This is a genomic window from Halanaerobium congolense (genome assembly GCF_004366375.1).
GTDB lineage: Bacteria > Bacillota > Halanaerobiia > Halanaerobiales > Halanaerobiaceae > Halanaerobium > Halanaerobium congolense.
Window position 1 is genome coordinate 9,115 of sequence record NZ_SOEF01000015.1, and the last position, 13,663, is coordinate 22,777.

The 13,663-nt window shown below is 28.0% G+C and carries 14 protein-coding genes and 1 pseudogene; all 15 read right to left on the reverse strand.

Annotation, left to right across the window (positions count from 1 at the left end; genetic code table 11):
- Positions 1-196: 196 nt before the first annotated feature.
- Complete coding sequence (locus C7954_RS06630) at positions 197-1,354, reverse strand: DUF6765 family protein (protein WP_134059155.1); 1,158 nt, start codon at positions 1,352-1,354, stop codon at positions 197-199.
- 25 nt (positions 1,355-1,379) lie between these two features.
- Complete coding sequence (locus C7954_RS06635) at positions 1,380-2,051, reverse strand: DUF2284 domain-containing protein (RefSeq protein WP_089719748.1); 672 nt, start codon at positions 2,049-2,051, stop codon at positions 1,380-1,382.
- Positions 2,052-2,081: 30 nt separating this feature from the next.
- A complete protein-coding gene (locus tag C7954_RS06640) occupies positions 2,082-2,903 on the reverse strand; it encodes a dCTP deaminase domain-containing protein (protein WP_134059158.1) in 822 nt (273 codons plus the stop codon).
- Positions 2,904-3,054: 151 nt separating this feature from the next.
- Entirely contained in the window at positions 3,055-4,065 is a 1,011-nt protein-coding gene (locus C7954_RS06645) for a radical SAM/SPASM domain-containing protein (RefSeq protein WP_166667688.1), read from the reverse strand.
- Between the two features lie 150 nt (positions 4,066-4,215).
- Positions 4,216-6,093 (reverse strand): hypothetical protein, encoded by a 1,878-nt coding sequence (locus C7954_RS06650; protein WP_208320675.1) that lies wholly within the window; start codon positions 6,091-6,093, stop codon positions 4,216-4,218.
- Between the two features lie 100 nt (positions 6,094-6,193).
- Positions 6,194-6,994: pseudogene (locus tag C7954_RS06655) on the reverse strand (S8 family serine peptidase); the annotation flags it as partial.
- 18 nt (positions 6,995-7,012) lie between these two features.
- Positions 7,013-7,930, reverse strand: coding sequence for a hypothetical protein (locus tag C7954_RS06660; RefSeq protein WP_134059170.1), 918 nt, complete (start codon positions 7,928-7,930; stop codon positions 7,013-7,015).
- A 14-nt stretch (positions 7,931-7,944) separates the two neighbouring features.
- Complete coding sequence (locus C7954_RS06665; protein ID WP_134059173.1) at positions 7,945-8,901, reverse strand: AAA family ATPase; 957 nt, start codon at positions 8,899-8,901, stop codon at positions 7,945-7,947.
- A 250-nt stretch (positions 8,902-9,151) separates the two neighbouring features.
- Entirely contained in the window at positions 9,152-9,709 is a 558-nt protein-coding gene (locus C7954_RS06670) for a GNAT family N-acetyltransferase (protein ID WP_134059176.1), read from the reverse strand.
- 29 nt (positions 9,710-9,738) lie between these two features.
- The gene (locus C7954_RS13645; RefSeq protein ID WP_166667689.1) at positions 9,739-9,897 is read right to left on the reverse strand and encodes a hypothetical protein; all 159 of its coding nucleotides are present in this window, start codon (positions 9,895-9,897) and stop codon (positions 9,739-9,741) included.
- 210 nt (positions 9,898-10,107) lie between these two features.
- Positions 10,108-10,233: a hypothetical protein gene (locus C7954_RS14060; protein WP_276330801.1), complete on the reverse strand. Its 126-nt coding sequence runs from the start codon at positions 10,231-10,233 to the stop codon at positions 10,108-10,110.
- Positions 10,234-10,257: 24 nt separating this feature from the next.
- Positions 10,258-10,518: a DUF1883 domain-containing protein gene (locus tag C7954_RS06675; RefSeq protein WP_134059179.1), complete on the reverse strand. Its 261-nt coding sequence runs from the start codon at positions 10,516-10,518 to the stop codon at positions 10,258-10,260.
- Between the two features lie 94 nt (positions 10,519-10,612).
- Complete coding sequence (locus C7954_RS06680; protein WP_134059182.1) at positions 10,613-11,014, reverse strand: ASCH domain-containing protein; 402 nt, start codon at positions 11,012-11,014, stop codon at positions 10,613-10,615.
- Entirely contained in the window at positions 10,992-12,038 is a 1,047-nt protein-coding gene (locus tag C7954_RS06685) for an N-acetyltransferase (RefSeq protein WP_134059185.1), read from the reverse strand. The genes C7954_RS06680 and C7954_RS06685 overlap by 23 nt, the downstream gene beginning before the upstream one ends.
- Before the next feature lie 72 nt (positions 12,039-12,110).
- Positions 12,111-13,652, reverse strand: coding sequence for a hypothetical protein (locus tag C7954_RS06690; protein WP_134059188.1), 1,542 nt, complete (start codon positions 13,650-13,652; stop codon positions 12,111-12,113).
- Between the last annotated feature and the right edge of the window lie 11 nt (positions 13,653-13,663).

Here is a 13,663-nt window from a genome sequence, read left to right on the forward strand (position 1 = left end):
TTCTATTTTCTGTTTAAAAATTCTTTTTCTATACTCATATTTCTTTTCTCCAGAAATAATTTTATCTACAAATTCTGGCTTAATCGATAATAAGGCTTTCATCGGCTTGACCTTCCTTCACTATATAGTACTGTCAACTGCCCTTACTCCAAAAAAGTCAAATCATTAAACTGTAAATATTTTCTTATAAATCTTATTATCTCTCTTCTCTAATAATCTCAGTAATATCAACATACTCATTAGGAATAACAAGATCATTATCTAAAGCAAATTCAAAAAATAGCTTTTTATACCACTGAGAACCCTGGTAATATTTATACCAATTAGAATCCAGAAAATCCTCTTCTAAATAAACTTCTTTTACAATTCTGCCATTAAAATCTTCTAAAATAAAATACTGAAAAGCTTCCTCTAGCCAGAGATTTTCATCATAATTTAAAAACTTATCATTTTCTTCAAAAAGCTCTTCATCTATCATAAATTCTTTCCAGCTTTTAATCCGATCATTTTCTTTTTCTTTTAATACTAAAGTTCTAAAAAATTTATTTTCATTAACTTCAGCAGCAGAATCATCTCTATATTGTGGGTTTGTGTTTAAAAAAATCTGCAGATGTTTTTTAATCTCTTTAAATGCACCAGTAAATCTTTCTTTATTACTGATCCTCGTTGTTTTATATTCCTCAGAAAAGTCATTGGAACTATCAAAACAATATTTCCAGTCCAAATATGGCATATCAGGGTAAGTAAATACCTGTCCGTGACCATAAGCTGGCAGGTATTTATCTTTGGTATTGTATTTAAGCTGATCAAATAATTTATTTGCAAATCCCCAGGGATCAAAATCTTCTTCAATTTTATTGGAAGTAGCAAGTTCTTCTACATCATTGACCTTACTTAAAATTCCCGAGAAACCCTGATGAGAAAAAGTATCTGCATAAGCATGAAGAGTAATTCCTAATTTTATGGGATCCCCCTCCTTTAACGCTGCCTTAAGTATATCCATAATAATTGGTGATTCTTTTTTACATCGCATCTTCTTCACAAAACTTTCTCCGTCACAACCGGGAACAAAGTGAAAAGCTGTGGTATTATTAATCATAGCACCATAATTGAAAGTATTAACTATAAAATAATCATGACAGGTTGCAGCATTAATAATCTTTTCAGAATCGCCAAAATCTTTTTTGAGTCCTGAAAGTATTGCTCCAGGGTTATCATCAGCAAGAGTTATTTTATTTATTTTAGCATCATCAACAAACTGGGAAGCATAAGCTATTTTGTGAGCAGTTTCCTTTTCTATTCCAACAGAACGGGCCATTGCCAGCAGAGCATAGAAGTGAGCATCTTTTTTCATCTAAAATCACCCTAATTATTTATTCTCACTTACTCTCTATCTTGTTTTTAGTCGACTTAAGAGAATTTAAATATTCAATGAACCTATTTTCTATCTTTTGACTAATTTCCTTATCTGCATAAAAAAGTCCAATTGACTTAACCATAAAATCAATATCTCTATAATTTTCTTTATTATACCACTGCAGTTCTATTCCAAATTCATTTTTTAAAGTCTTTTCAACATTAACCCCTGTTGCTTCCAGTGAAAAAGTTCTTTTTTTGGGTTTTCGACATATATTTTCACCTATTTTAAAACTACATTTTTTACTGCAGCCCATGCAAAATCCATTATTCAAAAATATTAGATTATTATAATCATCTCTGATTGTATAACCAAGATTGGTAAGTAAATTTGAAAGGATTATATCCTGAAATCTATAATGAATATAATAATTATTACTGTTTTTAACACCTTCACTTTTATATTCTGAGAGCAATTTAGCATAGATCATAATTGAATATTTTTTGGTTTTAATGATATCTCCAAATTTTGGAGCTAATGGGGGGCAGCCTCCGCCCTGTTGGTAGTTACCACAGCCCTCACATAAAGAGGTTATATAATCATAATCATACACATAATTTTTTGATTCAATGAATTTATAGCCCATTTCTATTGGATAAGTTTTCCCATTTCCTGTTGTATATAAATATTCCAAAATAAAATATCCTCCCCTGAAAATCAATTCTTACCTTATACCAATCGCAAATAAGGTTCCAATTAGAGCAATTATTATCCCACCAGCTATAGAACCATATATTTTTATACTGGATTCTAACTTCTCAATTCTATTATTATTTTTTGCTAAAGAAACACTGGAACCCTGAATCATAGAAATTAACTCCAGCGGAATAGATTTGAATCCATCTTTATCCGTAAAATAATTATTTTTCCCATTTATAACTTCTTTTAAAGATTCTGGAATATAATCTTCCTCATCATCATTTTTTAAATCATTTTCAAGTTCACTTAAATCTTGAGTTAATGTTAAAAAGAAAATCATAAAAACAGGAGTTCCCTTTTTCATAATTATATCATCAGGTCCGGCATTATAAACAGAAAAAATTAGCTTCCCCTTATACCCGGGATCAACATGAAACCCTGAGATATTGACCAGCCCCATCTTCTTATACTTAAATCTTACCGAAATAAACCCCATTAAATTAGAAGGGACATTAATATCTTCTTCGGTTTCTAAAAGAGCAAAATCTCCAGGTTCTATAGTCAGATACTGATTGTTTTCATCTAGAATAGTAGGACTTTTATTACCAGTTATATATGCTTCTTTACCAAGATTTAAATCAACCTGCCAGCCGTTAAAATTGTTCCAGTCCAAACCAGAAGAACACTCTTTACATTCTCTTCCCCTTATATCTCCATTATCCGTTTTCTCCTGGCATTTTTCCCATCTTTCGCAAGTGATTAATGACTTATTTTTTTCGTCATTATCTTTATTCTCTATCTGTTCAATTAGATCTTTTCCAGAAATAATCCCCATTTTTTTATGCATTATTTTCCTCCTCAACAAATCTTAAAACCAGGTACTGGCAGCAAACATAGTTAGTAAAATTCCAATTATAACAAATACTAAGTATAAGATATTTTTTTAATTTAATACATATTTTTACATTATATTTAAAAAAATAAGAACTTTTCAGTTCTTATTTGATTTCATATTCTATACAGCCTGGATCTGGACCGATTAACACATCTTTATGTTCCAACCATCTCTGCCCAGGACAGCCGCCTTTACAATCTTCAAGTTGACTGCAATTATTACAGTTGCTTATCTTATATTTATTTAACTCCCTAAGCTGGTTTAATCTTTTATCATTCTGCCAGATGTAATATAAGTCATGTTGATTAATATTACTAACTGCCTTATCAGATTTAAAGGCTTCACAGGGGTGAACATCACCATTGGGACTGATTAAAATTTTATCTTCTGCAGCCGAACAATTATCGGCCTCATCAATAAACAGGCATTTATACGGCGCACCTTTACGGATAATGATATCTTTCTTATTATTTTCTAATCTTTTAACCATTGATTTTAATTCTTCAACTTCCAGACTATCCATAATCAAATTTTTGTTTTCAGTACATCTTCCCTGTGGTACCAGTCTTAATAACGAAACCTGGTTTATCCCCAACTCATTTGCCAGTTCAATGATTTGCGGTATTTTTTTATAATTAACTGACATAGGAACTGTGTGTATTTCAGTATTAATATTATGTTCTAAAGCAGCTTCAATAGAATTTATAGTAGTATTAAAACTCCCTGTAACTCCAGTTATATAATCATGCAAATTATTTTCATCAGAGAAAATACTAAAAATTAGAGTATCTACATGCTCTTTTAAAAATAATAATCTTTTCTTGGATATAACATTATTGTTTTTCATTACTCCGGAGGTATAGATATTAATGTTATAATTCAAATCATAAGCTTTTTTAACCATTTTTTCAATTTCAGGATGTAATAAAGGTTCTCCACCTGATAAAGAAAGAAATTCCGCTCCCAGTTCTTTAGCAGAATATAATAATTTTTCAAATGCATCCAGAGAGATAAAAGTATCTTTATCTGGAGCTGCCTCTGTTGAACAGTGTTTGCACAACAAATTGCATCTATCAGTTAACTCAATAGAAATAGATTTAATTTTTTCAAACACAATATCACCTCCATAGTCCCTTCTCTTTCCCTCTATAATAATTATATTACATGAAATTGTAATAATCAATTAAATTTCGGAAATATTAATCATCTATTTATATATTTTGTGATATATTTAATAATTCCTGCAAGATAAAATTATTTTATATTAAAAACGCTTTATTTTTTTCTCAAAATGTTTTTTCAACTCAATGTAATATTTTTGAATCCACAAGGCATAATTAAGAATCGATTTCTCCAATGATTCAAACTTATCTAGATAAAACTTAGCTTTCTTATCATTCCCAATTACCAAATAATAAAAAGCAATCCTTACATAATAGGTATCTAATGCTAATATAGACAATGAATTTAATTTCACCAATTCATTATCAGCCAATTCAACATATTTTTTCATAACCTCAAAAAACTTGTCTTTTTCCTTTATACTATCCTCAGTTATATTAAAAAGTGCTTCATCAGCAATATCTAATTCTACCCCTAATCTTTCGGCTAACATATTATTATTCTGATAAATATTCTTTATATCGTCTAATAGTTCATATGTTTTCTCAAAATTATAAGGCTCAGTATAATCTCTTATTAATCCAATTTTTTCTTTTAAATAATAACTTTTCTCTTTTATTTCATATTGCTCCAGTTTAAGAATATAGTCTTCCAGATCAGAAATAGCATCTTTTTTCATATAAGCGATTACCTTCCTCTGTAAGGCTGAGTTACCTCTAATTCTTAACTGTTTTAATACAATAGAAATTTCCTTTAAGGCATTATATCTTCCCGGCATTTTCATTGTCAGATATTCATTAATATTTTTATTTATCTCACGTAAAATTACTGCTACATTCATACTACTATTAAACATTAATCTTAAACTATTTATATCTAAAGCGAGTTTTTTATCTTGAGAAAGTTTTGGCCGTAAATCAAAATGACTATCAATTAGATGTGTTATCAGCTGATTTTTATCCATCTTCTGTCTAGCTAACTCAATTTTTAAGTTAAATAGCTCAAATGAATCCAAAATAATATCTGAATCTATAAGTTTCTGATACTCAGACATATATTCTTGACTTTTTTCGAGCTCTCTATTCAAAATAAGTGTATGCACAAGGTTTTGATAGGAAACATGAATAAGATGTTTTTTATTAGCTTTTTGAGCTAATTCTACACTGGAAGTATAATAATTAATGGCATCTGTTTTATTTCCCTCTAAACATCTAACTCGCCCATAGTTATTATAAATCATAGCTTTTTTAACGTTATCAAAATCATCATTATCAGAAATAATGTCTACTGCTTTTTGTAATAAATTATTGACAGTCTCTAGATTTAAAGTTTTCCTCTCTATTAAAATAGACCGAAGCATTAGATAAAAAGGATCATTTTGATCATCAATAATATTTAGTAATCTTTCGGCTTTACTTAGATTACCAAATTTTATCAACAAATTCGCCTTATTTAATCTTACTTTTTTCTTTTCTTTAGAAAATAATTTATTATCATCTATTTCATTGTAAACCTGATAGGCTTCTGATAATTTATTAATCTGTTGGTAGTAATCTGCTTTAAGCAAATTATAATTATATTTTTCAACAAAATCAACCATATATATCGGCTTTTGAGTAAACAAATCTTCATTTTCTATAGTTCTTCCCTGATTTAAAGTCTTTTTTAATTTATTTAGCTTAATCTTACTCAAAAAAAGAGGCATTTTTGCAGAAAAATAGGAAACAAAAATATACGTGATTAATAATAAAGCCAGAATAATATTAATTAATACATCATAGAAATTAATAATACCAAGTAAAAAATAATTAATTATCACTAATAAAATAGCCATAAAAGTTAAGTATCTGTAAATATATCTTGGATGACGTAGTTTAATATAATTATGGAGTAACAAAACATTAAAAACGAGAATAACTAAATTTACTAACACAAATTTGTTATTGATTAGTTCTGCAAAAGAAATTAGCAAACTTGCTAGTTCAGCCATTGTTTTCACACCTGCTCCTATCAGCTCCATTTTTGTGATCAAGTGCCTGGTTAATTGTCTTTTTTTAATTTTTAAGTTTAAATTCAATACCTATATTAAACTTTAATCTCAATTTCTTCAGCAATATCAATTAAGTTGTAGTAGTATTATTATAATTATCATTTTTTTCTTTTTCTTTTCTATTTATTCTTGATAAAAAAGTCTGTTCATCTTCGTCAGGTCTTTTTAAATCAAATCTCAATAGAGCAGAAGGATATCTATATCTATCTTTCCATCCTATCTCTCCCGGCCCTGGTTCAATAAAATAAGATAATGTTAGTTTCATTTTCACTTCTATTTCAGCTAATGATAGTAAAACATCTTTTGGCCAGGGGATTTTATATAAATTCATTTCTTTTGAACGATAATTGCTCGACCCTTTTTCAAAAGGTTGGATTTCATCTTCAATTATTAAGTTAACAGCATTCTCATAACTCCATTTAGCTCTTTCTAGATTTGGAACTCCATAACCACAAGTTCTTAATAACTTTAAATAATCAGATTTAAGTTCTCCATCTAGAAACTGTTCTTTCATTTTATCTGTCCATTCTGCTGAATGAATAATTAGGGCTCTTATTGTTTCCGGCCAGACTTCTGGATACTCAGACATTAATTGCGAAGCAGACCAGGATGAAGGTGCTCCAGTATTTAAAATATAATTATCTGCTGTTACTGCCATGCAGAAAACTCGATTTAATTCAGGGTTTTCTATTTCTGCTTTATAAATAGCTTCTTCTAATATATATCCGTATAACTCTTCATCATTTTCTCCAGTTGAAGGAAGAATTTTGACTGATTCAATAAAATGATCAATATCTAATTTTTTACCCGTGTTTATTATTTGTTGTAAGTCATTATAAATTGCTAATCCAGCCATCATTGTACCATGACCAGAATGATCATGGCTCCCTCACTCTAAATTATAACTCTGACAGTTATTATTACAAACTGGATCTATAAGTGGATGTCCTGAATTCAAACCGGTATCAAGTACACAAACACTAGTTTTGCAATTCTTATTCATATTTAATCGTGATAATAAATCATCTACCCACTCAATCTGTTCCCTGTTTTCTAAACCTGTAAAAAAATCAGTAGTTAATGATTTCCTTCTTATTTCAGCAATTACTGGTCCCTCTTCTATTAAATCTAAAATTTGTTTGTTATTAAGATAAACAGAAAATACTTTTCTTTCAGGAAAATTAATAACACCTTTACCAACCTGAATATCTAAAGATTCAGCTAGCTTTATAAAATCATTTTCTATATCCTCATCATTATCATAAATCCAAATCTCACACCACAATTTATCTTCATCGGGGATCCACTCTATCTCACCCTGCCAGAACGATTCTAAAATTGCCAACTTAATATCCTCAATACAATCAATTAAATCTTGATTGCTTCTTCTACCTTTACTAGTTACCTGATCAGGATCTAAATATTTTTTTATTTTACCTAGAAAATGTCCCTCTTTACCGTCGGGAATAAAAACTAAAACTTTCATCTTATTAGCTTCTTTTAAATACTTAATATTAAGTATTCTAATTTTCTTTCTTCTATCTTCTAAACTTTTGACTTTATATTTAAGCGAATCATCAATTATGAATTCTATATATGTTCCCTGTTGAGACCTGAAATATTTATTTTCTTTTTTAGTTTTCTTCTTTTCAGCCTCTTTCCAGATGTTTTTTAATTTGTCAACTAGTTTATTACCATGCTTTGAAACTTGCTTTGTAGGAAATTCATTATTTACTGGTGTGCTTTTTGGTGTAAAATCAATTATATCTGGAGACAAATTAATAAATATATTTCTTTTATTCTCCATTTTTATTTAGCACCTCAATTTTCGTATGAAATTTTTTTCTCTTCTATCATTCGTTCTAATAATCCTTTATTAACCATATCCTCATCATTTAATATAGTTTCTTTAATAGCATCATCACAAGCTTTTGTTATCTCTGAATGACTTAAACCTTTAGCTATTTTTACCATATCATCTATTAAAAAATCATTTTTAGAAAAGGAAGCTATTCTATTTTTAATTAAACGATAGATTTCCTTTTCAGTTGGCAATTTATAAGAAATTATATCATCAAATCTTCTAAAAAGTGCTTCATCTAATAATTTAGGATGATTAGTTGCAGCTAAAACAATACTTTTAGAGTTGTCATTTTCTAAAAACTGCAAAAAAGAGTTAATAACACGTCTCATTTCTCCCACATCATTATCTAAAGATCTTTTGTAACCTATTGCATCAAATTCATCAAATAAAAATACTGCTTCAATATCTTTAATCATCTCAAAAATAACCCTAAGCTTTGCACTAGTTTCTCCCATATATTTTGTCACTAATTTATCCAATTGAACAGTAAATAACGATAAATTTAATTCTTTTGCTATAACACTGGAAGTATATGTTTTCCCGGTTCCAGGGGGACCTTTTAATAATATTTTTCTTCTGTTTTCTAAACCATGTTTTAATAACTTATCTCTTTTTTTATATTCTTTTACAATTCTCTTTATTTTATTATTAATATCATCATTAACTATTAACTCTGATAAATAATGTTTTTCATTAACTTCTTCAACAAGGCCTTTATATTCTCTCTTTAATCTTACTACCTTTTGAGGTCGATTTTTATATTCATCAACTAAAGAACGAATATCTCTAGCAATTATCTGATGCCCATTTTTAGCTTCATGAGCAGCTATTCGCAAAGCAACTGTAGAAAACTGTTCTTTGTCCCCATTAAAATGTGTTTTTATTATGCTTTTGAGTTGTTCTCCTGTTGCCATAATTTATCACCAACTTCCTTTATTCCGTAATACAAATGTATCTATATAATTATTATATTCTATAATATTAATCATATCAATAAAATAATTCAATTTAACTAAAATTCCCTATTATTACTCAAAAACTCAATTCAACACAGGGAGCACTGTTGCAATAAAAAAATTCCCACCAGGATTATAGAAGTCTGATGGGAATAAATATTCATTACTATTTATTTTTCTTATCATATCTGGATCTGTTACTATAAATTTACTTATAATAATTTCGTATTAACTGAAGCAAGCCATTACTACTATTAACCTGTAGACTTTTAAAACCATGCTTCTCATAAAATTTAATTAAAGAATCGTTGTTTTCACACTCAACCATAATAATTCTGCCTCCAACAAGTTTTTGGCTTCTTTCAATAATATTAATAGCTCTATTTATTATTTCTTCTCCGTTTATTTCACTACGATATAAATCATTTTTAGCTAACTGAGCAATTAAATATACAATAATTGAATCACGATTTCCACTGATTCCATCAATCTTTTTCACTCGACTTCTTGATATATCAGCAGTAAATTCTAATTCTTTTAATGTAATTGAAAAGTAAGCCAGTATTTCATTTGTTTCCTGAAAATTATCTTCATCAATTAGAAAATAAGTCCTGGTGATTCCTTTTTCTTCTAGCATGACTGCAGTGCTATCATAGCCTCTGCTTCCATTTTTTATAAAATTTTCTATATCTTTATTCCTTTCACAATAAAAAAAGGAAATAGCTTTATCTAAAATCCCTTGTTTTCCAGGATCAGTTTTAGCCATTTCCAACAATTTATTTAATGAAATCAATACTACATTTCTTCTAATATCTTTTCACCCCTATCCATCTCTTTTTCCACATCAATTTTAGGGACATTATATTTTTCTTTTTCATTTGCTGGTTTTAACAAAATTTCTAATTTTTCATCAGAATCGATAACAAATTTATCAAAAATAGAAGAAGTAGCCATAAATATCATCTCCTTTAGTTCTAGCTATTACTTTCTATTTAAATTATATATGAATTTTATTAAGTTTGCAATCTTTATTTCAAAAAAATTCCATATTATATTCCGAGGCTATTTATAACTTCAGCTGTTGTAGTCTTTGTTGAATTGAAATAAAAAAACTCCCACCAGAATTTTATAACTCCAGTGAGAGTAACAGTCTAAATTATTAATTTATTTATTCTTTCTATATATGCCGGCTCCCCAACCACCCAGAAAACCTAAACCAATTTTTAAAACATCTAAAAAGATATCCTGACTATCTTTTGCTAAGAAAACTGTAAAAATTGTGATTTGCAAGAGTTAAATTGATAATTATGTATTTTATAAAACCCATACTGCTGATTTTACTTTCCCAGAATAACCCCCTAAATCAACAACTACATACCAGTGTCCAGTTCTCGGGATTTCTGCTTTAAAAGGAGATTGTTTAACATATCCACCTATAAATTTATATCTCTTTCCTGCTTTAAACTTCAGATAATTTGTCCTGTCCATTACTCTAACATTTGCAGCATATTCTAACTGAACTTCAACTATTTTTCCAGCTGAAACATTCTTTAAATCATAAAATTGATACTGCATTATTTTGCTCCTTTTAATTAAATTTTGGGAGATAAAATATTTACATCCTAAACCCTTATATTTACCAACAAACCTCTCCAACCATTATCTTTTTCTAATTACTACTCAATTTCTCCTCCATAAAATCATCATCCACATACTTAAAAGATTGTGGTGCAGTGAAATTACTTAAACTATCTTTAGAAATTGCTTTATTATAAAGACTTAATTTATCAATTTTCATCGCATAACCCTGATCTTTATCTTTAAAATAATCACTAAAATAATCAAACTCAATACCAGATTCATGCTTTGTCTCCGACCAGATATTTAGTGGAGTATCATTAATTATTTTGTCAATGGTAAATTCACCAATAATCTTACCTACCGGCATAGTACAATAAATGACAACTGACTCTATTTTCTGTTTAAAAATTCTTTTTCTATACTCATATTTCTTTTCTCCAGAAATAATTTTATCTACAAATTCTGGCTTAATCGATAATAAGGCTTTCATCGGCTTGACCTTCCTTTACTATATCTTTAAATTGTTGATCAGTTAGTCTTAAGACTCCCCAGTAATCGTCTCCATTCATACCAAGTTCTTCAATTAATTTTTTTCTTATTAATCTTTTCTCCAGAGCAATATTATAGGTCATTTTTATTACATATAGCGGATCAAAATCTCTATAATAACTTCTTAATTCGCTTTCATTAAAAATACTGTAATCACTTGTATAATCAAGATAATCATTTAAATCAACAAAGTCACTTCCAGTTTTTACTTCCTCAACTACCGCTATAGAAGTTACTACTGAACGCCATTTAGCCTGAAACTTCCTATCCGTAGTTCTATAGATAACTATAATATCACCTGATCTTATATTTCTAACATCACTCATTTTGCAAATATAAACCTTATGAATGCTATTTGTATGGGTTTTATCTTCTAGTAAATCGAATTTTTCATTTTCCAGAAGAGAATCAGGAAACATTCTACTGTGATATTTAGGATAAATTGATAATATAAATTTATTGTTATTACTACTCTTGACAAGCGGATAATTTAATAAAATATCTCCCTGATCTTCAAATTCTTTAGTTAATACTAATTCAGTCCCATTTACTGTCTCTTTTTCCCCATGTTTTTTAAATCCATATTTTAAAAACAAATCAACAAGTGCCTGATGTTTTTCAAAAACTGTAACATATACAATATCAGAATTGAATTTCACTGCATGATCAAAGGCTTTTTTAATAAACCTTTCTCCTAGTCTGGTTCCGTGTGGGTTAACCTTCATTGTACCTATCTTTAAAATATCATCCGCTATTATTCTGGGATTTACATCATCAACAACACCATTTTCTTTTTTTAAATATAAAAAACCCTGCACTCCGTTATCTTCCAGAATATAAGCTTTTTTCTCTGCCTTTCTAGAAAACCAATCTTCAAAACCAGCATAATCAGATTTTAAAGAATCAAAAAAAGGATCATTAATGTCAATTTCACTAAACTTTTTCACTTTAAGATAGTTGCTCATTTTATACCTCCCAGAAATATTTTTATGATCTGTTAAATTATATTTCTAGATTAGTATAATTTTTCCTTCTTATTATAATGAAAAATTCAATAATTCCAACAACATATCCAAATTAACCCCATAATGTATTAATGAAATTGAAAAAACAATAGACAAGAAAATATTTGTCCAAAAATAAGCATTAAACATCGCATTCTTTTTATCCATTATACTTCTGTCATCATTATTCTCACCTGTAATTTTTTTGATTTCATCTTCATATAAAATTGATTTGCAATGATTTTTAAAATTTTTATAAGTATAAATAATATGTTGTCTATTTCCCCAGATATAAATCGAATGATATAAAGTATTAAAAACTATAAAAATTCCAGATCCAACCATTATTAATCTTATAAATCTAACAGGTATTTCCCTAGTAATATATGATAATAATACAGTAATAATCGCACCAACTACTCCCAATATATTGCTAGTAAGCACTTTCATTAATTGTTTTATTTCACTATCCAAATCTTTAATCCTATCATAAATTTGCAATTCAATATTATTTCTTTCTTCAAAATAGACTCTCATTTTATCTTGAATATAAGTTTTAAAAATGCTCCTAGATGAGTTATAAATATTCTCAATATTATTTAAAAACTTTTCGAAAATATTCTCAGTTTTTGACAAGCTGGAGTTTCGAGTTATAACATTTCTTACAATTTCTATTCTATCGGGAATTTTAACATCATAGATCCAATCATATAAATCCATTGCTATTTTTATATCATCTGCAGCAATATCTAATTTATCAATTTCATCTATATTGGTTTTAATTATTTTGTATCCTTCAATAACAATAAACTTTTTTCCTTCCCTTTCCTCCAGTCTATTTGCAATAAAGATAAATATTGTTTTTAAAACAATTTTATTGAAATAATTAATTAACCACTTTTCAAGGTCATTATTTAGACTTTTATCAGAAAAATAGAAAATGTCTGGTGGTAAATTGGATAATGAACTATAGTAGCAATTTTCTTTTTGCTTTTCTATTTTATAACATAAATTTTTTGTATCTCCATTAGTTTTAATTTCTAACTTATCTAAATTATTTCCGCCTAAAATTTTAAAATAATTATTTGATAAATCAATTTCATTCTCCAGTAATAAAATCCAGTTGTCTTTAGAAAAGTATCTGCTTAATTCACTGTAACTAATGTCATTGAGCCAACTTTTTAGTTTATCTTCAAAGAAAAATAAATAACTTTTTCCATTAGAAATATTATGATTTCTTTTCTTTAAGAACTTATTTTTATCAATACTAATTTTAAACTCAAAATTTTTATCTTTATATCTTTCAAATCTTTCGGTGTAAGTATCCAGTTCCTCTTTATTATAAGTAACAGTATTAAAGCTTTTATTTCTACCACTAACTTCATCTGAATATATATAAATAGTAACAGCATTTTTTAATATTGCAAAAAGCTCATCATAATTAACATTTAATATTTCATTAATTTCATCCCCGGTTAATTGACTTGTTACTTCTAAATATTCATCATCTTCATTATAGGCAGTATCAGGTAATTCATTTAAGATATCTTTTATAATTTTCATTAAATCTCTCATACTAAACACCA